Here is a 23,199-nt window from a genome sequence, read left to right on the forward strand (position 1 = left end):
CTACAGGAGACTTTTTCATGAGCAGCCCCGCCCTCGCCGCCCACCCCCAGGCCGGTTTTGAAGAGAGCCCCTCCGCCCTTTCCAGGGCCGACACCCACGAAGACGTCACCTCCGGCGAAATCGCGGTCGGCGTCATCATCGGCCGCTCGTCCGAGTATTTCGACTTCTTTGTCTTCGGGATCGCCTGCGTGCTGGTGTTCCCTGCCTTCCTGTTTCCCTTCCTGTCGCCGCTGAACGGTACGCTGGCGGCCTTCGGCCTGCTGGCGGTGGCCTTCGTGGCCCGGCCGCTGGGCACCGCCCTGTCCATGGCGGTGCAGCGCCACTGGGGCCGTGGCACCAAGCTGACCATCGCGCTGTTCCTGCTGGGCATCTGCACCGTGGGCATGGCCTACCTGCCCAACTACCGGGCACAGGGCACGGCCGCGATCGCGCTGATGCTGCTGCTGCGGGTCGGCCAGGGTCTGGCGCTGGGTGGTTCGTGGGACGGACTGCCCTCGCTGCTGGCGATGTCGGCCCCGCCGGAGCGCCGCGGCTGGTACGCCATGATCGGCCAGCTGGGTGCGCCGCTGGGCTTCGTGCTCGCCGCCGGCCTGTTCGCCTACCTGCGTGGCAGTCTGGACGACCAGGAATTCCTGGCCTGGGGCTGGCGCTACGCCTTCTTCGTGGCCTTCGCCATCAACGTGGTGGCCCTGTTCGCCCGCCTGCGCCTGGTGGTCGGCCAGTCGTACTCGCGGCTGCTGAGCGACCGCGAACTGCAGCCGGTGTCGGTCCACCGCGTGATGCGCGACGAAGGCGGCAATGTGTTGCTGGGCGCCTTCGCTGCCCTGGCCAGCTTCGCCCTGTTCCACTTGGTCACGGTGTTCCCCCTGTCCTGGATCTCGCTGCAGGGCAGCCAGCCGGTGACCGAGGTGCTGGGCGTGCAGGTGATCGGCGCCTTCCTGGCCGCCGGCGCGGTGATGCTCTCGGGCTGGCTGGCCGACCGGGTCGGCCGGCGCAACCTGCTGGGCACGATGGCGGTGCTGATCGGCGTGTTCAGCCTGCTCACACCCTGGATGCTGGGCGGCGGCACGGGTGGCAACAACCTGTTCCTGCTGTCCGGCTTCGTGCTGCTGGGCCTGTCCTACGGCCAGGCCTCGGGCACCGTCACCTCCAACTTCTCGCCGCAGTACCGCTACACCGGCGCCGCCCTCTCGACCGATCTGGCCTGGCTGTTCGGCGCCGCGTTCGCGCCGCTGGTCGCGCTGGGTCTGTCGACCCGTTTTGGTCTGGGCGCGGTGTCGCTCTACCTGCTCTCGGGCGTGGTCTGCACCCTGGGCGCGCTGCGCATCAACCGCGTGATCGAGCAGCAGGGCAGCTAAGCCCTGCGCCCGGGCCGCCCGCGTCAGCGGGCGGCCGCATTGAAAAAGGCGATGCGCTCGGCGTCGGCCGGGTGCGAGGCAAAGCCCAGGCCCCAGGCCGCGTCGGCTTTGTCGTCCTTCCCGGTTCCCTTCCCCGCCTGGCCGGCGCACTGTCTGGCGCCCTGCGGCTTCTCTGCCTCGCCGGCCGCGGCCGGCTTGAGCAGGGCATCGCCGCAGCGCCGGTACAGCGCGAAACGGTCGAGCAGCGTCACCATCACCTGCGGCGAGATGCCGGCGTCCCGGAGCACACCGACGCTGTGGGCATCGGCCTCGCGTTCGGCCTGCCGCGAATAGTGCGCCTGCCCCAGCCACAGCGGCACCGTGGCCAGCAGGCCGCTGAAATCCCCCCAGACCAGCGAGGTCGCCGCGCCCAGCACACCGATCTGCACCAGGGTCTGCAGGCCATGGCGGTGCTGCACGTGGCCCAGTTCATGGGCCAGCACGCCCGACAGCACGCGGGTGTCGTTCTGCACCAGCCGGACCATGTCGTCGGTCAGCAGGATGGTGCCGCCCGGCAAGGCCAGCGCGTTGGGGCCGATCTCGCTCTCTCGGATCAGCAACTGCGTGGGCCGCACCGCACGCCCCTGCGCCGCCTGGGCTTTCTGGTGCCGCTGCAGCACCTCCGCCCAGGCCGCCTCGATCGCGCGCTGCTCGTCGGCCGACAGGCGGCTGGGCTTGACCATGTCGTCCAGCTGCGCCAGCACCGCCTCGCCGACCTGGTCCTCCAGCCCGTCGGGCACGCGCTGCGCCACCTCCCGCGCCAGCCAGGGCAGGCCCCAGACATAGCCCGCGGCCAGCAGCAGCACCAGCGCCAGCACACTGGCGGCCACCGCCCGCCAGCTCTGCTGCAGCGCCACCACCCAGCCATCGACATGACCGGTGTCGCGGCGCCAGGCGTCCCAGGCATCCGCGTCGAGCGACTGCAGGCTCGCCCCGTCGGGCAGGCGCGCGACGCGCGGGCCGTGCCGGGTGCGCTCGGGCCACTGCACCTGCGCCGCGGGCACCTGCGTGCGCACGGTCTCGCCGTCGATCTGCAGCTGGCCCTGCGCCAGCCACACCTGCACCTTGTGCGGGCGGGTCGAGCGGCCGTCGAAATAGCGGGCACTCACCCGCACCACGGCGCCGGAATCTGACGAATCGTCCATCGTGTGCCTCCGTCAGAGGCCGACGTCGATGCCGAAGAAATCGCCGGCGGCATCGCCCGCGGCCTCGCCGGGCTTCTCCTGCGCCTGGGCCACCAGCGTGTCCGGATCGACCACACAGCGGATCTGCACCGCTTCCAGCCGCCGCCGCGCCACCGCCACGGCGGCGCACGGCCAGTACAGGCCCAGTGTCAGGATCATCAGCACCCCGTTCTTGAGACTGAGCCAGAGCATGTCGCGAAACCGCAATTGGCTGATGAAGCGCATCTGGTCGTTGCCGGTCTTGGTCCAGACCAGGTTCTGGATGCGCGTCGTCCACCAGGGTCCCAGGCCCACGAACAGGGCCATGAAAGCGAACAGCGCCACCAGCCCGATGATCCATTGGGTGACCGACAGGTCCTCCCACATCTCGATCATCTCCCCCTGTGCAGCCGAAAGGCCCCAGACCAGCCCCACCAACACCACCGGCAGCAACAGCATCAGGCCGAACTGCTTGGCTGCCAGGCCGTAGAACGCACGCACCGGCGCCCGGAAATCGGTCTGCAGATGCGCCAGCACGTAGTTCCGGTGCTGGTAGGCCTTCATGCGCCAGAACAGCCACGGCGCCAGCGCAACGATGACCAGCATGGCGCCGGCGAAAGCGCCGCCCACCCAGTCGGGCGCCACCGCGTCCGCCTCTTCGGGCACCCACAGCCCCAGCACCACCAGCGGCAGCGCCGCGAGATAGCTGGGCAAGAGACCCCGGTAGGCGTCCGCCACCGATCCGGAAAAACGGAAACGCAGGCCGCGCCAGCTCGTGTTGCCCAGCCGGAAGCGCAGCGACGAACGCCACAGCGCAGGCCAGAGCGCCCCCAACGCCGCAAAAGCCACCAGATTGGCCAGCGCCGAGGCGCTGCTCGCGACGTTGTACATGGCGAACAGCACCCCCACCAGCGCCCAGCCCTTGAGCATCTGCTTCGGGTCGCCGTGGAAATCCAGCGGATCGCCGTCGACCAGGGTGTTGTGCATGAAATAGCGCATCCGCCGCACCTTGGCCCAGGGCCAGTAGATGCCGAACGTGACGATCAGCAACAGCAGGTTGACGATCCAGATCCGGAAATACTCGCTGCCCGCTCCGGTGAAGCGGACGGCGAGTGTGCGGTAGGTCAGGTCCGGCGCGGCATCGCCGGGGGAGTCGGTGGGTTCCATGTGACAGCGGGCTTTCTGTTGGCTTTCTCTTTTCCTCACCCGGCATTCTGCCCGCCCGCCGCCCGCAGTCCGGCGGCCTCGATCAGGCCAGCGCGACCCGCTGGCCCCGCCGCGACCCGGCCCATTCCAGCTCGGCCAGCAGCAGCACCGTCAGCGCCTGTGCCAGCACCCAGCCCAGCCCCAGGGCGGTGAGCGGCAGACCCGCCCCGAACGCCAGCCAGCCACTGGCCACCACCCAGGCGAAATTGCCCATGGCCAGCAGGCGCACGCCGGTGGCCGGCGGAGAAGACCGGCTCGCCAGCCAGGCCGCCAGCGAGGCCGCGCCGAACACGATCACCGCAGCGACCTCCAGCCAGACGGCCGGAATGCCGGTCCAGGCCGACAGCGGGCCGGCCAGAGCGAAATGCGACAGCCCCATGGCCAGGCCGCTGGCGGCATCGAGCCAGAGCACGCGGCGCAGGGTGGATTCCGAGACATTGAACATGGTGAACTCCTTGAAGTGGCAACGAAGGGAGCCCGATGCTCGGTGCGGCAGGGCATGGCGTCCATGACCTCCCAGGTCATGCCACGCACGCCGCACCGACCTACCATCCACCCATGTCCAGCCCAGCCCACCTCCACGCCAGCCGCCGCCTCTCGGTCGGCGACCACCTGCGCCACTGGCGCCAGCTGCGCCGCCTGAGCCAGCAGGACCTCGCGCTCGACGCCGAGCTCTCGACCCGGCACCTGAGCTGCGTCGAGACCGGCAAGGCCAGCCCCAGCCGCGAGCTGGTGCTGCGCTTGTGCGAACGCCTCGCGGTGCCGCTGCGCGAGCGCAACGCCTGGCTGGTCGCCGCCGGCTTCGCGCCCATGTACCGCGAGCAGCGGCTGGACGACCCGGCGATGGACGCGGCGCGGCGCGCGGTGCAGCACATCCTCGACCGCCACGAACCCTGGCCCGCGGTCGCCTTCGACCGGCACTGGGACATGGTGCTGTCCAACCGCATGGTCGCGCCGCTGCTGACCGGCGTCGATCCAGCCCTGCTGCAGGCACCGGTCAACCTGCTGCGGGTGAGCCTGCACCCCGGCGGGCTGGCGCCGCGCATCGCCAACCTCAACCAGTGGCGCGAGCACCTGTTCGCGCGGCTGCAGCAACAGATCCGCGCCACCGGCGACGAGGGACTGGCAGACCTGCTCGCCGAACTGCAGGCCTACCCCGGTCAGGCGCCCGATGCGGCGGCACGGCTGGAAGGCGAGCACCCGGGCGTGCTGATGCCCTTTCTGGTCCACACACCGGGCGGTGTGCTGCACCTGGTCAGCACCACCACCGTGTTCGGTTCACCGACCGACATCACGCTGCAGGAACTGGCGCTGGAGACCTTCTTCCCCGGCGACGAGGCGACGGCGCAGGCGCTGCGCGCACTCGCCGCTACCATGGCTCCATGAGCCTGCACCACACCAGCCCCACGCCCATCGCAGCCGCCGTGCTGACACAACTCGCCGCCATCGCCGGCCGCTGGCCGAGCCCGAAGGTGCGGCGCCTGCACATCCCGCGGCGGCCGGGCGAACCCGGCGAGCACGACGCCGAGTTCTGCGCCATCGAACTCGAGGACGGCGCCTTCGGCCTGTCCTACATCCTGCTGGGCCACACGCTGGACCGCCTGCTCGCCCACCACGGCAGCGGCCGCAGCGACGCGCTCGCGGGCGCCGATCCGATGGCGCTGGCGCAGCGCCTGGCCGATGGCGACGAGGTCGAGCGCGCGGTCGCGCTGGCGGCCGTCAACGCCCTCACCGACTCGGTCTGGCGCCGCGTCGGCTACACGCCGCCGCCGGCCGGCAACTCGCTGGGCGACGTGGTGCTCGGCCCGCAGGACCACCTGGGCATGATCGGCTTCTTCCCACCGCTGGTGCGGCGCGTCGACGAGGCCGGCGGGCGCCTGACCGTGGTGGAGATGAACGCCGGGATGGTGGCGCGGCAGCAAGAGCGCTTCCCCAACATCCTGGTCACGCTGGACCGTGCGGCACTGGCCGGCTGCAACACCGTGGTCGGCACCTCGACCATGCTGCTCAACGACTCGCTGGACCAGATGCTGGCGGCAGCGCCCGCCGCCCAGCGCTTCGCCGTGATCGGCCCCTCGGCCGGCCTCTGGCCCGACGCGCTGTTCGACCGCGGGGTGACCCTGCTGGGCGGCACGCAAGTGGTCGATGGCGCGGCCTTTGCCGCGGCGATGGCGGCCGGCGAGTCGTGGAGCGGTGCCAGCAGGAAGTTTGCGATCGCCCGCGGAAGCTGGCCCGGCTGGCGCCAGATCGCCGGGATGTGACCCAGGACGGGAGGATTGGTCTCAATCTGACACACAAGGCCCCGGACTTCGTGCATCATTGCCCACGACTGTTACAGAAAGTCAACAGCCCACCCCAGCCCCTCGATCCATGATGCCCGTTCCGCTGCCGGACAACGAAGCCCGGCGCCTGCAAGCGCTGAGGTCCCTGCACCTTCTGGATTCGGCGCCGCGCGCGTCGTTCGACACCATCACGGCGCTGGCGGCCAGCCTGTGCCAGACACCGATTGCCCTGATCACGCTGATCGACAGCGACCGGCAGTGGTTCCTCTCGCGCCAGGGGATGGAGGACCTCGAGCAGACCAGCCGTTCCGAGGCGTTCTGCGCCCACGCCATCTGCATGTCCGATCCGGTGATGGAGGTGCGCAACGCCACCACCGATCACCGTTTCGCGGACAACCCGTTTGTCACTGCCCCCGCCGGCGTGCGCTTCTATGCAGGCGCCCCCATCCGCGACCACGACGGCATGGCCCTGGGCACCCTGTGCGTGGTCGACCGCCGTGAGCGCCAGCTGGACGACGCTCAGCGTCTGGCGCTGCGCCAGCTGGCCGATCTGGCCACGCACCTGATCGTGCTCGAGCACGACCACCTCGAACTGCAGCGGCGGCGCACCGAAGATGCGTCCCGCCAGCACGAACTGATGGTGGCCGCCAGCGCCGCCGGCCTGGACCTCAAGTCCTTCGTCGACGCGGACTACGTCTACCGCTATGTCAACCGCACCTACCTCGACTACTGGGGTCAGCAGGCCAGCGAGATCGTCGGCAAACGCGTGGCAACCCTGGTGGGTGAAGACAGCTTCCAGCAGATCGTCAAGGCGCGGATCGACCGCGCCATGGCTGGCGAGACGGTGTCCTACGAAGCCGTGATCAACTTCCCGGTCAAGGGATTGCGCCACCTGGAAATTCACTACCTGCCAGCCCGCAACGACCAGGGAAAGATCGTCGGCACGGTGGTGCGCGGGCACGACGTCACCGTGCTCAAGCAGCGGGAAGAGCAGCTGCACGCCACGGTGGCGCTGCTGGAGCGCAAGGGCCTGGAGCAGCAGCGCTTCATTCACATCATCTCGCACGACCTCAAGGAACCGGTCAACACCATCAACAACTTCAGCGGCCTGCTGGTGCAGGATTTCGGCGAGGGGTTGCCGCCCGTGGCCCGGCGCTATCTGGATTTCGTGCATGCCGGCGGACGCCGCATGAACGTGCTGCTGGACGATCTGACCGACCTGCTGGTGCTCGACAAGCACATGCTCAGCCCCAAACCGACCGACCTGAATGCGCTGGCCCAGCAGACGGTGCAGGACCTTCAGGCAGCCATCGAACGCAGCGGCGGCCAGGTGGACATGGCCGAAGACCTGCCAGCCGTCACCGGCGATCCGACCCTGCTGCGCATCGTGTTGCAGAACCTGATCGCCAACGGGCTGAAGTTCGTGGCGCCCGGCGAGACACCCCGGGTGCAAATCAGCGGCCAGCGCGACAACGGCTGGGTGCGGCTGAGCGTGCAGGACAACGGCATCGGCATCCCGGCGGACAAACAGGCGGCGATCTTCGACATGTTCCAGCGGCTGCACAGCCGCAGGGAGTACGAGGGCACCGGCCTGGGCCTGTCGATCTGCCGCCGCATCATGGAACTGCACGGCGGCCACATCGACCTGCGCTCCCAGCCCGGTCGGGGCAGCAGCTTCACCCTGCACCTGCCCGCGGCAGTCCATCCCGCACAGCCCCCTCAGGAGCCCACATGACCGACCCTCAGCGCGTGCTGCTTGTCGACGACAACGAGTCCGACAACGTGTTCCACGAAATCATGCTGCGCAAGGCCGGCTTCACGGGGGAAGTGCTGGCCTTCGAAACGGGCGTGGACGCCTTGGCCTTCCTCCAGAGCGACCCGCTCGAACTGCCCACCTACATCTTTCTCGACATCAACATGCCGATGATGAACGGCTTCGAGGTGGCCCAGAAGGCCGAGCCCCTGATCGCCGGCAAACCCACGGTCATTCTGGTGATGCTCACCTCATCGGGTTCGCCCCATGACCGCGAGCGCGCGGCGAGCATGCCGGTGATCCGGGGCTTCCTGACCAAACCGCTGACGGTGGATGTCGCACGCGAGCTGATCCGGCGCCCGCTGTAGCCTGCTGCCTTTCGCCGCCGCAACAACCCTGAGCTGGCGCGGGACCGGCGACCGGAACGACCGGGCGGCAGACCTCGGCACCGTCAGTCCGGCAACTGGCGCACCGCGAACAAGGCGTTCTGCAGAAGCTGGATCTGATCCGAACGCTCACGGTTCATGCCCTGCTCGCGCGCCACGCCGTACCTTTCGTCCAGGCGTTTCTGCAACCGCTCGATCAATCCCTGCTTGGACAACCCGTCGGCCTGCTCCTGGCCGATCCCAAGGTCGGCCAGCACACGCCCCAGCTGTTCCCGGGCGGTCTCCCTGGCACCCGCCAGCCGCCGTTGCTCATGAAGGCGCGCGCGGTAGGTGATCGCCTTTGCCGATGCCTGCCGGGCTTCGGTCTCGAGCCCCTGTTCGGACAGCGCCTTGTCGAGCATTTCATAGCTTTCTGCCGCCCGCGCCCACCAAAGCGTCCGCGCGGATGTCGACCGATTCGCCAAGGTGTCGGCGGCCGCTGCGGCGGCCGCCAGTGCCTTCGCGGCTTCGGGCAGGCCACCGGCCTCCATCTGCAAGCCGGCCCACCCGCCTTCGCTGAACCAGCGGTACTCGCACCACAGGTCGTCGGCGGGAAGCTGCGACGAAAACCGCTGCGCCAACTCACGCGCCTGCGCCATGGCCACGAGCGCCTCGGCATTTTTCTTCAGCTGCATCTGTGCCCTGCCCAGGTGGAACAGCCGCAACCAGTGCGCCATGCCGGCGGAAGACCCCTCCCGCGCGGTCGCACTGCGTCGAGCCGACTGGTCGACCGCGGCCTGACGGTGCTCGAGCGCCCGAGGGAAATCTTTCCGCACGTCGGCCAGATCGGCCGACTCCGAATGGCTGGTCGCCGCGTAGTCCAGCCACTTGTCCGAGGCGGGCTCCGCGCGCAGCGCCTGCTCCGCCACCGACAGCGCGCGCCGGCACGCCCCATCGGCCAGATCCAGCCGGACGGTGCGTGCCCAGCCGCCACAGGTGGTGCTCTTGGCCAGCCACAGATCCTCGGCCGCGAACTCGGCCTTGGGGTTGGCGGCATAGCGGTCAGCCGCCACATCCGCCGCCTCTTCTTGCCGCGGCAGCACCGCCCCGTCCACCCCGCGTTGCTTCAAGATCGCGGCGTCGGCCCAGAGGGACCGGAACAAGCGCCGGTGCCAGTCAGAGTCGGCGGGAGTGGCGGTGGACTCGCGCCGCGCCAGCTCCAACGCCCGCGCATTGGTGCGCCCGGCCTCATCGGCCGACTGCAATGCACCCTGGATTTGCGCCATTTCGTGCAGGTTTTCCCATTCGCGCTCGACCCACTCGGGCCGCTCACCGGCGCGACGCACCGCCGCCTCGGTCTTCGCCTGGGCCAACTGCCGGTGCTGCAGCGACCGCGGCAACTGACCATCGGCCTCCAGGGCCTCGGCCAGTTCGACGTGAACCCGCCAGCCGCCCAACTCCCAGACAGCACCACGGTCGTCATGCCGCTCAGCCAAGGCGAGCGCCTCCGTGAGCACCGACAGCTGCTGCGCGCGCGCCCCGCGCTGACCATGAAGCCTGGCCACCTGCAACTTGACCGAGAACATCAGCGGCTCGAGATCCGAGAGGTCTTCTCCCCGTCGACGCAATTCGGCCTCAGCCGCCACCGCACGGCCCAGCAACGACAACGCCTCTTCCTGCGCCTTCGCCACCAGTCGTTCCGACACCAGGAACAACTCCACCTGCAAACGTATCTGCAACGCCTTGCTGTTGCCCGCATCTGCAGCGTCCAGCCGATCGAGCGCGCGCACGGCTTCCTGCAAAGCCGCACGTCCGGGCTCGGGCGCTCCTCGCTGGATGTCGGTCACACCCTGCACCAGATCGGACAGGGCGAGAAGAAACCAGGCTTGGGTCCACTGCGGACGGCGACGGGTCAAGTCGCGGGCCAGACGAACGGCAGCGACCTGGTGCGCCCTGAGGTCGGCTGAAGCCCCATCGGCAGGCAAAGCCCCGGGCAAGAATTCACGCATCCAGGCAGCAACCAGGCTCAGATCATCGTCCCCGGACAATTGGGGCATCACTCTGGACGCTTCGACAAAGCCGTCGCGCGCGGCCACAAGGTCTCCGCGGTCGAACGCTGCGCTCGCCATCCAGAGATGGGCCACCCACAAGGTCCTGCGCCAGGCCGGGTCCGATGAACGCCGCGCCAAGGCCGCCTCGGACTGCTCCTTGATCGAACGGGCGACATCTGTGAAGCGCCCCTTGGCCCCCTCCGTGGCGGCCACCGACCCCGACAGAAGCAGCAAGAGCGGCTTGTCCGTTTCTGCATCCCCCAGCACCCCGGCCGCACGCATCAGGTCCTGCACAGCCGCGTCGGCATCGAGTTGCAGTGCCTTCAGCAGCCCGCGAACGGCCAGCAGACTCGACAGCATGCGGTCGGCGGCGGCATTCCGGTCTGAAGAGGCGGCCGCAGATGCCGCCGCCACCTGTTGCACCCACCCATCCAGCAAGGTCAGGGCCGTGCCGAAGTCACCCGACGCGCGCGCGGCGTTGGCACGGATCAAACCGTCGTCCACACCGACCCGCCCAGACACCAGTGCAGAGAAACGCTGGTCCAGCTCACCGTGAATCTTGGTCAACAGATCCAGGCGCTCCACCCATTCCGCTGGCGACAGCTGGCGATCCAGCAAAGTACGCAGCCACCCCTTGAGCACCGCCGCGGGTATGGGCGACAGCGGACGACCCGGCTGACGTCGCAGATGGGCCTCAATCTGGCCCACCAATGTCACCAGCAACGCCTCGCGATCGATCGGGTCGGCGGCGACCAATTGGCGCACCTGGTGCTCCGTCAGCCCCGTCTTCACCGCCGAGGCATCCGCGGCCTGCAGCAGCGAATTTGACAAGCCCATCGCCTCGACCCCCGCCTCAGCCACACCGGGGGCGGCACACCACAGCCCGGCCAGCATGGCGCCCCAGACCATCCGCCCACGAAGACATCCATCTCGAACCACAGAGCCCCCTCGATCTCACACCTTGTTGCAGAAGATGATAGACGGCGCACACCAAAAGAAAACGGCCCCGAAGGGCCGTTTTCTTTCAGCGCAGGACAACCGCTCAGGCGACCGTCTTCGCGTTTTCCACGTACTCGTCGATCTGGTTGAAGTTGAGGTACTTGTAGATCGACGCGCCGTCCTTGTTCACGATGCCCATGGCTTCGTGGTACTCGGCCACCGTCGGGATCTTGCCCAGCTTGGACGCGATCGCGGCCAGCTCGGCAGAACCCAGGAACACGTTGGTGTTCTTGCCCAGGCGGTTGGGGAAGTTGCGGGTCGAGGTGGAGATCACCGTCGCGCCTTCGCGGACCTGGGCCTGGTTGCCCATGCACAGCGAGCAGCCGGGCATTTCGGTGCGGGCACCGGCGGCGCCGAAGCTGGCGTAATGGCCTTCCTTGATCAGCTCGCTCTCGTCCATCTTGGTCGGCGGCGCGACCCACAGCTTGACCGGGATGTCGCGCTGGCCGCCCAGCAGCTTGGCTGCCGCGCGGAAGTGACCGATGTTGGTCATGCACGAACCGATGAAGGCTTCGTCGATCTTGGTGCCGGCCACGTCGGACAGGGTCTTGGCGTCGTCCGGATCGTTCGGGCAGCAGACGATCGGTTCCTTGATGTCGGCCAGGTCGATCTCGATGACGGCGGCGTATTCGGCGTCCTTGTCGGCTTCGAGCAGTTCGGGCTTGGCCAGCCAGGCCTCGACCTTCTCGATGCGACGGGCCAGCGTCTTGGCGTCCTTGTAGCCGTCGGCGATCATGTTCTTCATCAGAACGATGTTCGACTTCAGGTACTCGGCGACCGGCTCCTTGTTGAGCTTGATCGTGCAGCCCGCGGCCGAGCGCTCGGCGGAGGCGTCGGACAGCTCGAAGGCCTGTTCGACCTTCAGGTCCGGCAGACCTTCGATTTCCAGGATGCGGCCCGAGAAGATGTTCTTCTTGCCGGCCTTGGCGACGGTCAGCAGACCGGCCTTGATCGCGTACAGCGGAATGGCATGCACCAGGTCACGCAGGGTGACGCCGGGCTGCATCTGGCCCTTGAAGCGCACCAGCACCGACTCGGGCATGTCCAGCGGCATCACGCCAGTGGCGGCGCCGAAGGCCACCAGGCCGGAACCGGCCGGGAAGGAGATGCCGATCGGGAAGCGGGTGTGGCTGTCGCCGCCGGTGCCCACGGTGTCGGGCAGCAGCAGGCGGTTGAGCCAGCTGTGGATCACGCCGTCGCCAGGACGCAGGGCCACACCGCCGCGGTTGCTGATGAACGCCGGCAGTTCGCGGTGGGTCTTCACGTCGACCGGCTTCGGATAGGCCGCGGTGTGGCAGAACGACTGCATCACCAGGTCGGCCGAGAAGCCCAGGCAAGCCAGATCCTTCAGTTCGTCGCGGGTCATCGGGCCCGTCGTGTCCTGCGAACCGACGGTGGTCATCTTCGGCTCGCAGTAGGTGCCGGGGCGCACGCCCTGGCCTTCCGGCAGACCGACGGCGCGACCCACCATCTTCTGCGCCAGCGTGAAGCCGGCCTTGGTGGCGGCGGGCACGGAAGGCAGGCGGAACAGCGTCGAAGCGGGCAGGCCCAGGAACTCGCGCGCCTTGGCGGTCAGCGAACGGCCGATGATCAGGTTGATCCGGCCGCCGGCGCGCACTTCGTCGAACAGCACGTCGCTCTTGAGCTGGAACTCGGCGACCGTCTCGCCGTTCTTGACCAGCTTGCCGTCGTAGGGCAGCACGTCGATCACGTCGCCCATTTCCAGCTTGCTCACGTCGACTTCGATCGGCAGCGAACCCGAGTCTTCCTGCGTGTTGAAGAAGATGGGGGCGATCTTGCCGCCCAGCGTCACGCCGCCGAAGCGCTTGTTGGGCACGAACGGGATGTCCTGGCCGGTGGCCCAGATCACGCTGTTGGTGGCCGACTTGCGCGAAGAACCGGTACCGACCACGTCACCCACGTAGGCGACCAGGTTGCCCTTCTTCTTCAGGTCTTCGATGAACTGCATCGGACCGCGCTTGCCGTCTTCCTCGGGCTTGAAGGCCGCGTCGGGGCGGGTGTTCTTCAGCATCGCGAGGTAGTGCATCGGAATGTCCGGGCGCGTGGTGGCGTCCGGGGCGGGCGACAGGTCGTCGGTGTTGGTCTCGCCGGGCACCTTGAACACGGTGACGGTGATCTTCTTCTCGACTTCAGGGCGGCTGGTGAACCACTCGGCGTCGGCCCAGCTCTGCATGACTTCCTTGGCCACAGCATTGCCGGCCTTGGCCTTCTCGGCCACGTCGTTGAAGTAGTCGAACATCAGCAGCGTCTTCTTGAGCGCTGCACCGGCCACGGACGCCACTTCGGCGTCGTCCAGCAGTTCGATCAGGGGGTGCACGTTGTAACCACCCACCATGGTGCCCAGCAGCTCGGTGGCCTTGGCCTTGGAGATCAGCGCCACCTTTTCGTCGCCATGGGCGACGGCGGCCAGGAAGCTGGCCTTGACCTTGGCCGCGTCGTCCACGCCCGGGGGCACGCGGTGGGTGAGCAGGTCCATCAGGAACGCCTCTTCACCGGCGGGCGGGTTCTTGATCAGTTCGATCAGGGCGGCGACCTGCTTGGCATCGAGCGGCAGAGCGGGAATGCCCAGGGCCGCGCGTTCGGCGGCGTGGGCGCGGTAGTCGGTCAGGAAGGTCGACATGGCGTTCTCCGGTGGGGTGGGTAATGGGGTTGGAAGGTGGTCATGCAAGAAACCAGCCACGCACGGTCTCGGGCAGGGCATGCCCGGTCTGGTGTGCGCGTTCGATCACTTGCCAGTAGTAGCGGTAGCTGGCGCGGTCGTGCAGGCGGCCCTGGTGCTGCACCGGCGCCCAGTCGGCGGCGGCCGCGGCTTCGATGATGTCCAGCGCGGTCTCGATTTCCGCCTCGGCCGGTGAAAACGCGGTGACGATGGCGCGGATCTGGTCCGGGTGGATGCTCCACATGCGCGTGTAACCCAGCTCGGTCGCGGCCCGGCGCACAGCGCTCTGCAGCGCGGGCAGGTCCTTGAACTCGGTCACCACGTTGTGCGACGGCACCTTGCCGTGCGCGTGGCAGGCGGCGGCCATCTCGATCTTGGCGCGCAGCACATGCGGGTGGCTGAACTGGCCGGCCAGCGTCATCGCCGAGGCCAGGATCGCCCCGCCGTGCGCCGAAACGAAGTCCATCAGACCGAAGCTCAGCGAAGCGACGCGCGGGTGCGCGGCGATGTCGAAGGCCCGGTGCACGGCCGCGGGCGACTCGATCAGCACGTGCAGCGGCAGCGCGGTGGCGCCGACGGCATTCATGGCCGTCACGGCACGCCCGACGTCGGACACCGACTCGACCTTGGGCACCATCAGGTGACACAGGCGCGCACCGGCCCGACCGGCAATGGTCGCGACATCGGCATCAAAGTGGGGGTGATCGACCGGGTGGACCCGGGCGGCGACGCGGGCACCCGCAGGGGCACCCAGCGCCAGTTCGGTGACCAGGGCCGCATGCTCGGCCTCGCCACCGACGGGTGCCCCGTCTTCGCAGTCCAGCGTGACGTCGAAGACGCAGGCACCGAACTCGGCACTCAGCTCGGCCTGCAGCTGCAGGCTTTTCTTCATCCGCGCCTCGACACCGCTGTAGTGGTCACAGACCGGCAGCGCAAACGCGCCGGCCTGGGCCCCTGCAAGGATGTCGCGCGGATGAGGCTTCACAGAGTTACCGAGCGGTTACCAGCTCACAGCAGGTGCTTGACGCCGTCCTGCTCGCCCTGCAGCTCGGCCAGGGTCTTGTTGATGCACTCTTGCGAGAAAGCGTCGATCGGCAGGCCTTCGACGATCTTGTACTCGCCGCCTTCGCAGGTGACGGGGAAGCCGAACATCACTTCAGCGGGAATGCCGTACTCACCCTTGGACGGGATGCCCATGGTGACCCACTTGCCGTTGGTGCCCAGGGCCCAGTCGCGCATGTGGTCGATGGCGGCGTTGGCGGCCGAAGCGGCCGACGACAGGCCACGGGCGGCGATGATGGCCGCACCACGCTTGCCCACGGTCGGCAGGAAGGTCTCGGCGTTCCAGACCTGGTCGTTGATGGTGTCCTTGACGGACTTGCCGTTCACGGTGGCGAAACGGTAGTCGGCGTACATGGTGGGCGAGTGGTTGCCCCACACGGCCAGCTTCTCGATGTCACCCACGGCGCAGCCGATCTTGGCGGCGATCTGCGAAGCAGCGCGGTTGTGGTCCAGGCGCAGCATGGCGGTGAAGTTCTTGGCCGGCAGATCCGGAGCCGCCTTCATGGCGATGTAGGCGTTGGTGTTGGCGGGGTTGCCGACCACCAGCACCTTGACGTTGCGCGAGGCGACAGCGTTCAGGGCCTTGCCCTGGGCGGTGAAGATCGCGCCGTTGATCGACAGCAGCTCGGCACGTTCCATGCCCGGGCCGCGCGGACGCGAACCCACCAGCAGTGCGTAGTCGGTGTCCTTGAAGGCGGCCATCGGGTCGCTGTGGGCTTCGATGCCGGCCAGCAGCGGGAAGGCGCAGTCTTCGAGTTCCATGATCACGCCCTTCAGGGCGTTCTGGGCCTTCTCGTCGGGAATTTCCAGCAGTTGCAGGATCACGGGCTGGTCCTTGCCCAGCATTTCGCCAGAGGCGATGCGGAACAGCAGGGCGTAACCGATCTGACCTGCGGCACCGGTGACGGCAACACGAACGGGCTTCTTGCTCATGGTGAAAACTCCAGAAAGGGCGTTGGAAAAGTAAAAAAATCGGCAGGGCAATGGCCCGTTGGACAGCCGCCGAGTGTACCCGCGTAAACCCGTAGGCGTCAATTTGTCTTATGTCTTATATAAGATATGATTGCACCCCCGCCGAACCCACCATCCCATGGCCTCCGCACACCCCTCGCAGCCCGACCTGTCCTCACCGGACACCCGTGTGCCCGCCGACACCAGCGGCGCTGCCGAGACGGTTTTTGCCCCGCCCACCCCCGCCTTCAGCCCGCTGTACCAGCAGATCAAGTCGCTGATCCTGCGCAGCCTGCAGGCCGGCGAATGGAAGCCCGGCGACATGATTCCCAGCGAGTTCGAACTGGCCGCCCGCTTCCGGGTCAGCCAGGGCACGGTGCGCAAGGCCATCGACGAACTCGCGACCGACAACCTGCTGGTGCGGCGTCAGGGCAAGGGCACCTTTGTCGCCACCCACGCCGAGCAGCACATCCAGTACCGTTTCCTGCGGGTGCAACCCGACGCCGGCACGCCCGACGCCCAGGGCCCGGCAGAGCGCCGCATCATCGAATGCCGCCGCTTGCGTGGCCCGGCCGAGGTGGCCCGCCAGCTGGATCTGCGCGGCGGCGACTCGCTGGTGCTGGTGCGGCGGGTGCTGTCGTTCTCCGGCACGCCGACCATCCTGGAAGACATCTGGCTGCCCGGCACACCGTTCAAGGGACTGAGCCTGGAAACGCTGTCGAGCGACAAGGGGCCGATGTACGCCCTGTTCGAGGCCCAGTTCGGTGTGCGCATGGTGCGTGCGGTCGAAAAGCTCAAGGCCGTGGCCGCCGATGCCGATGCGGCCGTGTTGCTTGGTGTCGAGGTCGGCCACCCGCTGCTGAGCGTGGAACGCCTGGCCTACACCTACAACGACGTGCCGATGGAACTGCGCCGCGGCCTCTACCGCACCGAAACCAGGCACTACCACAACGAACTGAGCTGAGTCGCCAACCTGCCAGAGACCGGCACATGACGGTCAGATGTCAGCCTCCGGTATGCTGCATTGCAATAGAATTTGAAGGTTTGTGATCCGAGTTACCAGAGCGTTACAAGAACCCTTCCAACCCCGTCTCCACACCGGAAGAAAGCCCCCACCATGACCGAGTTGACCAAGCCGCGGCCCGAGTTCCGCAACATCAACGCCTTCAAGGACCTGACCACCTACCGCCTGCCCCTGGCCGGCTGGGTGTCGATCCTGCACCGTGCCAGCGGCGGCCTGATGTTCATCCTGCTGCCCCTGATCGTCTGGCTGTTCGACAACTCGGTGAGCTCCGAGATTTCGTTCGACCGCTTCAAGGCCGTCTTTGCCGGCGGCGTCGGCTTCGTGCCCGGCTGGCTGTTCAAGCTGGTCGTGCTGGCCATCATCTGGGCCTACCTGCATCACCTGATCGCCGGCCTGCGCCACCTGTACATGGACGCCAGGCACGCCGTGAGCAAGGAATTCGGCAAGTCGTCCGCCATCTTCACGCTGGCCCTGTCGATCGGCCTGACCGTGATCCTGGGCGCCAAGCTGTTTGGCCTGTACTGATCCAGCGAAAGAAGGAATCCACAACATGTCCGTCAACTACGGTTCCAAGCGCGTCGTCTCCGGCGCCCACTACGGCCTGCGCGACTGGCTCGCGCAGCGCATCACCGGCGCCCTGTTCGCCCTCTTCACCCTGGTCGTGCTGGCCAAGGTGCTGTTCACCAGCGGCCCGCTGGGCTACGAGAGCTGGGCCGGCATCTTCGCTCCCCAGTGGATGAAGGGCCTGACCTTCGCCATCTTCACCGGTCTGGCGTACCACATCTGGATCGGCATGCGCGACATCTGGATGGACTACGTCAAGCCCGTCGGCATCCGCCTCGCTCTGCACGTTTTCACCATCGTCTGGCTCCTCGCCTGCCTGGGCTGGGCTGTTCAAGTTCTCTGGAGACTCTGATCCATGACCACCACCGCATCCCTTTCCAAGCGCAAGTTCGACGTGGTCATCGTCGGAGCCGGCGGCTCCGGCATGCGTGCCTCCCTGCAACTGGCCCGTGCCGGCCTCAAGGTCGCCGTGCTCTCCAAGGTCTTCCCGACCCGCTCGCACACCGTGGCGGCGCAGGGCGGCGTGTCCGCCTCGCTGGGCAACATGAGCGAAGACAGCTGGGAATACCACTTCTACGACACCGTCAAGGGTTCCGACTGGCTCGGTGACCAGGACGCCATCGAGTTCATGTGCCGCGAAGCCCCGAAGGTCGTGTACGAGCTCGAACACTTCGGCATGCCGTTCGACCGCAACCCCGACGGCACCATCTACCAGCGCCCGTTCGGCGGCCACACCGCCAACTACGGCGAGAAGCCGGTGCAGCGCGCCTGCGCCGCGGCCGACCGCACCGGCCACGCCATGCTGCACACGCTGTACCAGGCCAACGTGTCCGCCCGCACCACGTTCTTCGTGGAGTGGATGGCGCTGGACCTGATCCGCGACGCTTCCGGTGACTGCGTGGGCGTGACCGCCCTCGAAATGGAAACCGGCGACACCTATGTGCTCGAAGCCAAGACCGTGCTGCTGGCCACCGGTGGTGCCGGCCGCATCTTCCAGTCCTCGACCAATGCCTTCATCAACACCGGCGACGGTCTGGGCATGGCCGCCCGCGCCGGCATCGCGCTGCAGGACATGGAGTTCTGGCAGTTCCACCCCACCGGCGTGGCCGGCGCGGGCGTGCTGCTGACGGAAGGCTGCCGCGGCGAAGGCGCCATCCTGCTCAACAGCAATGGCGAACGCTTCATGGAGCGCTACGCACCCACGCTGAAGGATCTGGCGCCGCGCGACTTCGTGTCCCGCTGCATGGGCCAGGAAATCCTGGAAGGCCGTGGCTGTGGTCCCAACAAGGACTACATCCACATGAAGCTGGACCACCTGGGTGCCGACACCATCCACAAGCGCCTGCCCTCGGTGTACGAGATCGGCGTGAACTTCGCCAACGTCGACGTGACGCGCGAGCCGATCCCGGTCGTGCCCACCATCCACTACCAGATGGGCGGCATCCCGACCAACATCCACGGCCAGGTGGTCGAGCGCTCGGGTGGTGAAGACAAGCCGGTCAACGGCCTCTACGCCGTGGGCGAATGCTCCTGCGTGTCGGTGCACGGCGCCAACCGCCTGGGCACCAACTCCCTGCTGGACCTGCTGGTGTTCGGCAAGGCCGCCGGCAACCACATCATCGCCAACGTCAATCCCAAGCAGGAACACAAGGACCTGCCCAAGGACGCGGCCGACCAGACCCTGGCCCGCCTGGCCCGACTGGACAACGCCAAGAACGGCGAGTACTCGCAGGACGTCGCCAACGACATGCGCGGCATCATGCAGGCGCACGCCGGCGTGTTCCGCAGCCAGGAGGTGATGGACCAGGGCGTCCAGAAGATCAACGCCCTGCGTGAGCGCGTCGCCGCCATCGGCCTGAAGGACAACTCCAAGGTGTTCAACACCGCGCGCATCGAAGCGCTGGAGGTCGAGAACCTGATGGAAGCCGCCCAGGCCACCATGACCAGTGCCGCTGCCCGCAAGGAATGCCGCGGCGCCCACCTGGTGCGCGACTACGAACACGACGTCAACCACCCGACCTGCCCGCTGGGCCGCAACGACGCCGAGTGGATGAAGCACACCCTGTGGTTCAAGGACGGCAACCGCCTGGACTACAAGCCGGTGCGCATGAAGCCGCTGACCGCCGAAACGGTGCCTCCGAAGCCCCGTACCTTCTGACCGGACAAGAGCGAACACAAGGAAGCTGAAAAATGGCACAACGCACTTTCAAGATCTACCGCTACGACCCGGACAAGGACGCCAAGCCGTACATGCAGACCATCCAGCTCGACCTGGACGGTACCGAGCGCATGCTGCTGGACGCACTGGTCAAGCTCAAGGCCGTGGACCCCACGCTGTCGTTCCGCCGCTCCTGCCGCGAAGGCGTGTGCGGTTCGGACGCCATGAACATCAACGGCAAGAACGGCCTGGCCTGCCTGACCAACCTCAACACGCTCAAGGGCGACATCGTGCTCAAGCCGCTGCCCGGCCTGCCGGTGGTGCGCGACCTGATCGTGGACATGACGCTGTTCTTCAAGCAGTACCACTCGATCAAGCCCTACCTGATCAACGAGACGCCGGCACCGCAGCGCGAGCGCCTGCAGAGCCCCGAAGAGCGCGAAGAGCTCAACGGCCTGTACGAGTGCATCCTGTGCGCCAGCTGCTCGACCAGCTGCCCCAGCTTCTGGTGGAACCCCGACAAGTTCGTGGGCCCTGCCGGTCTGCTGCAGGCCTACCGCTTCATCGCGGACAGCCGCGACCAGGCCACCGCCGAGCGGCTGGACAACCTGGAAGACCCGTACCGCCTGTTCCGCTGCCACACCATCATGAACTGTGTGGACGTCTGCCCCAAGAGCCTGAACCCGACCAAGGCGATTGGCAAGATCAAGGAACTGATGGTGCGTCGCGCCGTCTGATGACGCCCATGGCCACGACCGACATCGCTGCTGCCGACGCCCTGCTGGACCTGCGGGGCATGAGCAAGCTCAAGTGGCGCTGCCGCCGTGGCCTGCTGGAGAACGACCTGTTCATCGAGCGGTTCTTTGCCAGGCACGAATCTGGCTTGACCGTCAGGCAGGCCGAAGCTCTCGGGGTTCTAATGGATCTGTCCGACAACGATCTGCTCGATCAGTTGCTCGGCCGCAAGACACCCGAGGGGCCACAGGCCGAACCGGAAGTTCTGCAGGTGCTGGAGATGCTCCGCGCCGCCCGCTCTACCGATTAAGTCCCATCCCATCAAGGAAACCGCATGAAACTCGTAGACAACAAAGCCACCCTGTCGTTTTCCAACGGCAGCCCCAGCGTCGAGATGCCGGTGTATGCCGGCAGCATCGGTCCGGACGTGATCGACATCCGCAAGCTGTATGCGCAGACCGGCATGTTCACCTACGACCCGGGCTTCCTGTCTACCGCCTCCTGCCAGTCCGCCATCACCTACATCGACGGCGACAAGGGTGAGCTGCTGTACCGCGGCTACCCGATCGAGCAGCTGGCCACCCAGGCCGACTACCTCGACACCTGCTTCCTGCTGCTCAACGGCGAACTGCCCAACGAGAAGGAACGCGGCGACTTCCACAAGCTCGTGATCAACCACACCATGGTCAACGAGCAGATGCAGTTCTTCCTGCGCGGCTTCCGCCGTGACGCCCACCCGATGGCCGTGCTGACGGGCCTGATCGGCGCCCTGTCGGCCTTCTATCACGACAGCACCGACATCAACAATCCGGAGCACCGCCGCATCGCCGCGATCCGCCTGATCGCCAAGATGCCGACCCTGGTCGCGATGGCCTACAAGTACGGTGTGGGCCAGCCCTACATGTACCCGCGCAACGACCTGAGCTACTCGGGCAACTTCCTGCGCATGATGTTCGGCACGCCCTGCGAAGACTACAAGGTCAACCCGGTGCTGGAAAAGGCCCTGGACCGCATCTTCATCCTGCACGCCGACCACGAGCAGAACGCCTCCACCTCCACGGTCCGCCTGTGCGGCTCGTCGGGCACCAACCCGTTCGCCGCCATCGCGGCCGGCGTCGCCTGCCTGTGGGGCCCCGCCCACGGCGGCGCCAACGAAGCCTGCCTGAACATGCTGGAAGACATCCAGCGCCAGGGCGGTGTCTCCAAGGTCGGCGAGTTCATGGAGAAGGTCAAGGACAAGAACTCCGGCGTCAAGCTGATGGGCTTCGGTCACCGCGTCTACAAGAACTACGACCCGCGCGCCAAGCTGATGCAGGAAACCTGCAACGAAGTGCTGGCCGAACTGGGCCTGGAAAACGACCCGCTGTTCAAGCTGGCCAAGGAACTGGAAAAGATCGCCCTGGAAGACGAGTACTTCGTCAGCCGCAAGCTGTACCCGAACGTCGACTTCTACTCGGGCATCGTGCAGCGCGCGATCGGCATCCCGGTCAGCCTGTTCACCGGCATCTTCGCGCTGGCCCGCACCGTCGGCTGGATCGCCCAGCTCAACGAAATGCTGGCCGACCCCGAGTACAAGATCGGCCGTCCGCGCCAGCTGTTCACGGGTTCGCCGCGCCGCGACGTGCCGGCTGGGTTCAAGCGATAACAAGCCCACCCCTGCGCCGCCTGCGGCGTCACCCCCTCAAGGGGGCGCCAGCAGCGGCCCGGCAAAGCCGGTTCCGCGCAGGCCTTGAACAAACCCGCCACACATCGCGTGTGGCGGGTTTTGTTTTTGCGGGGTCTGGCATCGCCAATCACGACACCAACCGCCGTTCAAAAGAGGGAAAATCCCGGAAGTCATCTTGAAATGCGATGACTTCCCCATGAATGCTCCCGACCGCGCCTTCACCCGCCGACTTGACCTGACCACGCTGCAGCTGTTCGTGGCGGTGTGCGAGCGCGGCAGCATCGGCAAGGCGGCCGAGCAGGAGTTCATGGCGCCGTCCGCGGTCAGCAAGCGGCTGTCGGACCTCGAATCCACCGTCGGCACCGCGCTGCTGATGCGCCACGCGCGCGGCGTCACGCCCACCCCCGCCGGCCAGAGCCTGCTGCACCATGCGCGCTCGGTCCTGTTCAGCCTGGACAAGATGCAGGGTGAGCTGTCGGAATACGCCGATGGCGTGCGCGGCCATGTGCGGGTGCACGCCAACATCTCGGCCACCGTGCAGTTCCTGCCCGAAGACCTCGGCAGCTTCATCCACGCGCACGACGCCATCAAGATCGATCTCGAGGAACACCTCTCGACCGAAGTCGTGCGCGCGGTGCAGGAAGGCGCGGCCGACCTCGGCATCTGCCACGTCGGCGCCGCGCCGCAGGGCGACGGGCTGCAGACCCTGCCCTACCGGCAGGACACCCTGGTGCTGATCGCGCCCGCGCGGCATCCGCTGGCTGCCCACGCGGAACTGCCGTTTGCCGCCAGTCTCGACTGGGACCACGTCGGCCTGCACGCCAACAGCTCGATCTACCGCGCGATGCACGAGGCCGCCGTGCGAGAAGGCCGCAGCATCCGCCTGCGCATCCGCGTGAGCGGGCTGGACGCGATGTGCCGCATGATCCACAACGGCCTGGGCGTCGGCCTGATGCCGCGCCGCGCCTTCGAACTGATGCACGACACCGGTGGCCTGGCCTGCATTTCGCTCACCGACGACTGGGCCACGCGCCACATCGACCTGGTCGCGCGCGACTTTTCCAGCCTGCCCGTCAGCGCCCGCCTGCTGGTCGACCACCTGTCCGCGCAGGCCGCCCGCACCGCCATCCCATCCTAGAATTT

Annotated in this window: 20 protein-coding genes; 13 read left to right on the forward strand and 7 right to left on the reverse strand. The window is 67.3% G+C overall.

The features are described 5' to 3' along the window. The first annotated feature begins 17 nt into the window (after positions 1–17). The gene (locus tag ACS5NL_RS07545) at positions 18–1,358 is read left to right on the forward strand and encodes an MFS transporter (protein ID WP_439353075.1); all 1,341 of its coding nucleotides are present in this window, start codon (positions 18–20) and stop codon (positions 1,356–1,358) included. 23 nt (positions 1,359–1,381) lie between these two features. On the opposite strand, the gene ACS5NL_RS07550 is transcribed toward ACS5NL_RS07545, so the two are convergent. From ACS5NL_RS07550 to ACS5NL_RS07560, 3 genes are all read right to left on the reverse strand, one after another. Beyond that, complete coding sequence (locus ACS5NL_RS07550; RefSeq protein ID WP_439353078.1) at positions 1,382–2,542, reverse strand: M48 family metallopeptidase; 1,161 nt, start codon at positions 2,540–2,542, stop codon at positions 1,382–1,384. Positions 2,543–2,554: 12 nt separating this feature from the next. Then, on the reverse strand, positions 2,555–3,727 hold the full coding sequence (locus ACS5NL_RS07555) for a YjgN family protein (protein ID WP_439353081.1): 1,173 nt from the start codon (positions 3,725–3,727) through the stop codon (positions 2,555–2,557). An 82-nt stretch (positions 3,728–3,809) separates the two neighbouring features. Further along, positions 3,810–4,211: a hypothetical protein gene (locus ACS5NL_RS07560; protein WP_439353083.1), complete on the reverse strand. Its 402-nt coding sequence runs from the start codon at positions 4,209–4,211 to the stop codon at positions 3,810–3,812. Between the two features lie 113 nt (positions 4,212–4,324). Between ACS5NL_RS07560 and ACS5NL_RS07565 the strand changes: the two genes are divergently transcribed. From ACS5NL_RS07565 to ACS5NL_RS07580, 4 genes are all read left to right on the forward strand, one after another. Beyond that, positions 4,325–5,152: a helix-turn-helix domain-containing protein gene (locus ACS5NL_RS07565; RefSeq protein ID WP_439353084.1), complete on the forward strand. Its 828-nt coding sequence runs from the start codon at positions 4,325–4,327 to the stop codon at positions 5,150–5,152. Then, positions 5,149–6,027: a Rossmann-like domain-containing protein gene (locus ACS5NL_RS07570; RefSeq protein ID WP_439353087.1), complete on the forward strand. Its 879-nt coding sequence runs from the start codon at positions 5,149–5,151 to the stop codon at positions 6,025–6,027. Before ACS5NL_RS07565 ends, ACS5NL_RS07570 begins: the two co-directional genes overlap by 4 nt. A gap of 109 nt (positions 6,028–6,136) precedes the next feature. Next, positions 6,137–7,783: a sensor histidine kinase gene (locus ACS5NL_RS07575; RefSeq protein WP_439353089.1), complete on the forward strand. Its 1,647-nt coding sequence runs from the start codon at positions 6,137–6,139 to the stop codon at positions 7,781–7,783. Beyond that, on the forward strand, positions 7,780–8,169 hold the full coding sequence (locus tag ACS5NL_RS07580; RefSeq protein ID WP_439353092.1) for a response regulator: 390 nt from the start codon (positions 7,780–7,782) through the stop codon (positions 8,167–8,169). Before ACS5NL_RS07575 ends, ACS5NL_RS07580 begins: the two co-directional genes overlap by 4 nt. A gap of 83 nt (positions 8,170–8,252) precedes the next feature. Here ACS5NL_RS07580 and ACS5NL_RS07585 read toward each other — a convergent pair whose 3' ends face one another. The 4 genes from ACS5NL_RS07585 to ACS5NL_RS07600 form a co-directional block, all read right to left on the reverse strand. Further along, positions 8,253–11,126 carry a hypothetical protein gene (locus tag ACS5NL_RS07585; RefSeq protein ID WP_439353095.1) on the reverse strand — a complete coding sequence of 958 codons (2,874 nt, stop codon included), beginning with the start codon at positions 11,124–11,126 and terminating at the stop codon, positions 8,253–8,255. A 133-nt stretch (positions 11,127–11,259) separates the two neighbouring features. Continuing rightward, a complete protein-coding gene (acnB, locus tag ACS5NL_RS07590) occupies positions 11,260–13,857 on the reverse strand; it encodes a bifunctional aconitate hydratase 2/2-methylisocitrate dehydratase (RefSeq protein ID WP_439353096.1) in 2,598 nt (865 codons plus the stop codon). A 40-nt stretch (positions 13,858–13,897) separates the two neighbouring features. Further along, positions 13,898–14,881, reverse strand: a complete 984-nt coding sequence (locus ACS5NL_RS07595; protein WP_439353099.1) for an HpcH/HpaI aldolase/citrate lyase family protein — start codon at positions 14,879–14,881, stop codon at positions 13,898–13,900. 23 nt (positions 14,882–14,904) lie between these two features. After that, positions 14,905–15,891 carry a malate dehydrogenase gene (locus ACS5NL_RS07600; protein WP_439353102.1) on the reverse strand — a complete coding sequence of 329 codons (987 nt, stop codon included), beginning with the start codon at positions 15,889–15,891 and terminating at the stop codon, positions 14,905–14,907. Positions 15,892–16,048: 157 nt separating this feature from the next. Here ACS5NL_RS07600 and ACS5NL_RS07605 point away from each other — a divergent pair, with 157 nt between their 5' ends. From ACS5NL_RS07605 to ACS5NL_RS07640, 8 genes are all read left to right on the forward strand, one after another. Next, on the forward strand, positions 16,049–16,873 hold the full coding sequence (locus ACS5NL_RS07605) for a GntR family transcriptional regulator (protein WP_439353104.1): 825 nt from the start codon (positions 16,049–16,051) through the stop codon (positions 16,871–16,873). Positions 16,874–17,026: 153 nt separating this feature from the next. After that, positions 17,027–17,458 carry a succinate dehydrogenase, cytochrome b556 subunit gene (sdhC, locus tag ACS5NL_RS07610; RefSeq protein ID WP_439353107.1) on the forward strand — a complete coding sequence of 144 codons (432 nt, stop codon included), beginning with the start codon at positions 17,027–17,029 and terminating at the stop codon, positions 17,456–17,458. Positions 17,459–17,483: 25 nt separating this feature from the next. Continuing rightward, entirely contained in the window at positions 17,484–17,849 is a 366-nt protein-coding gene (gene sdhD, locus ACS5NL_RS07615; protein ID WP_439353110.1) for a succinate dehydrogenase, hydrophobic membrane anchor protein, read from the forward strand. A 3-nt stretch (positions 17,850–17,852) separates the two neighbouring features. After that, on the forward strand, positions 17,853–19,655 hold the full coding sequence (gene sdhA, locus ACS5NL_RS07620; protein ID WP_439353112.1) for a succinate dehydrogenase flavoprotein subunit: 1,803 nt from the start codon (positions 17,853–17,855) through the stop codon (positions 19,653–19,655). 32 nt (positions 19,656–19,687) lie between these two features. Next, entirely contained in the window at positions 19,688–20,392 is a 705-nt protein-coding gene (locus ACS5NL_RS07625) for a succinate dehydrogenase iron-sulfur subunit (protein WP_439353115.1), read from the forward strand. After that, positions 20,392–20,700 carry an FAD assembly factor SdhE gene (locus ACS5NL_RS07630; protein WP_439353117.1) on the forward strand — a complete coding sequence of 103 codons (309 nt, stop codon included), beginning with the start codon at positions 20,392–20,394 and terminating at the stop codon, positions 20,698–20,700. Before ACS5NL_RS07625 ends, ACS5NL_RS07630 begins: the two co-directional genes overlap by 1 nt. Before the next feature lie 24 nt (positions 20,701–20,724). Further along, positions 20,725–22,035: a citrate synthase gene (locus ACS5NL_RS07635; protein WP_439353118.1), complete on the forward strand. Its 1,311-nt coding sequence runs from the start codon at positions 20,725–20,727 to the stop codon at positions 22,033–22,035. 217 nt (positions 22,036–22,252) lie between these two features. Continuing rightward, entirely contained in the window at positions 22,253–23,194 is a 942-nt protein-coding gene (locus ACS5NL_RS07640; protein ID WP_439353119.1) for a LysR family transcriptional regulator, read from the forward strand. Positions 23,195–23,199: the final 5 nt, after the last annotated feature.

Source organism: Hydrogenophaga sedimenti, from assembly GCF_051857515.1.
GTDB lineage: Bacteria > Pseudomonadota > Gammaproteobacteria > Burkholderiales > Burkholderiaceae_C > Hydrogenophaga.

Bases quoted from the DNA above. Each gene is read 5' to 3' on its own strand.
- ACS5NL_RS07545 (WP_439353075.1), top strand. From the start codon at position 18: ATGAGCAGCCCCGCCCTCGCCGCCCACCCCCAGGCCGGTTTTGAAGAG.
- ACS5NL_RS07550 (WP_439353078.1), bottom strand. From the start codon at position 2,542: ATGGACGATTCGTCAGATTCCGGCGCCGTGGTGCGGGTGAGTGCCCGC.
- ACS5NL_RS07555 (WP_439353081.1), bottom strand. From the start codon at position 3,727: ATGGAACCCACCGACTCCCCCGGCGATGCCGCGCCGGACCTGACCTAC.
- ACS5NL_RS07560 (WP_439353083.1), bottom strand. From the start codon at position 4,211: ATGTTCAATGTCTCGGAATCCACCCTGCGCCGCGTGCTCTGGCTCGAT.
- ACS5NL_RS07565 (WP_439353084.1), top strand. From the start codon at position 4,325: ATGTCCAGCCCAGCCCACCTCCACGCCAGCCGCCGCCTCTCGGTCGGC.
- ACS5NL_RS07570 (WP_439353087.1), top strand. From the start codon at position 5,149: ATGAGCCTGCACCACACCAGCCCCACGCCCATCGCAGCCGCCGTGCTG.
- ACS5NL_RS07575 (WP_439353089.1), top strand. From the start codon at position 6,137: ATGATGCCCGTTCCGCTGCCGGACAACGAAGCCCGGCGCCTGCAAGCG.
- ACS5NL_RS07580 (WP_439353092.1), top strand. From the start codon at position 7,780: ATGACCGACCCTCAGCGCGTGCTGCTTGTCGACGACAACGAGTCCGAC.
- ACS5NL_RS07585 (WP_439353095.1), bottom strand. From the start codon at position 11,126: ATGGTCTGGGGCGCCATGCTGGCCGGGCTGTGGTGTGCCGCCCCCGGT.
- acnB (WP_439353096.1), bottom strand. From the start codon at position 13,857: ATGTCGACCTTCCTGACCGACTACCGCGCCCACGCCGCCGAACGCGCG.
- ACS5NL_RS07600 (WP_439353102.1), bottom strand. From the start codon at position 15,891: ATGAGCAAGAAGCCCGTTCGTGTTGCCGTCACCGGTGCCGCAGGTCAG.
- ACS5NL_RS07605 (WP_439353104.1), top strand. From the start codon at position 16,049: ATGGCCTCCGCACACCCCTCGCAGCCCGACCTGTCCTCACCGGACACC.
- sdhC (WP_439353107.1), top strand. From the start codon at position 17,027: ATGACCGAGTTGACCAAGCCGCGGCCCGAGTTCCGCAACATCAACGCC.
- sdhD (WP_439353110.1), top strand. From the start codon at position 17,484: ATGTCCGTCAACTACGGTTCCAAGCGCGTCGTCTCCGGCGCCCACTAC.
- sdhA (WP_439353112.1), top strand. From the start codon at position 17,853: ATGACCACCACCGCATCCCTTTCCAAGCGCAAGTTCGACGTGGTCATC.
- ACS5NL_RS07625 (WP_439353115.1), top strand. From the start codon at position 19,688: ATGGCACAACGCACTTTCAAGATCTACCGCTACGACCCGGACAAGGAC.
- ACS5NL_RS07630 (WP_439353117.1), top strand. From the start codon at position 20,392: ATGACGCCCATGGCCACGACCGACATCGCTGCTGCCGACGCCCTGCTG.
- ACS5NL_RS07635 (WP_439353118.1), top strand. From the start codon at position 20,725: ATGAAACTCGTAGACAACAAAGCCACCCTGTCGTTTTCCAACGGCAGC.
- ACS5NL_RS07640 (WP_439353119.1), top strand. From the start codon at position 22,253: ATGAATGCTCCCGACCGCGCCTTCACCCGCCGACTTGACCTGACCACG.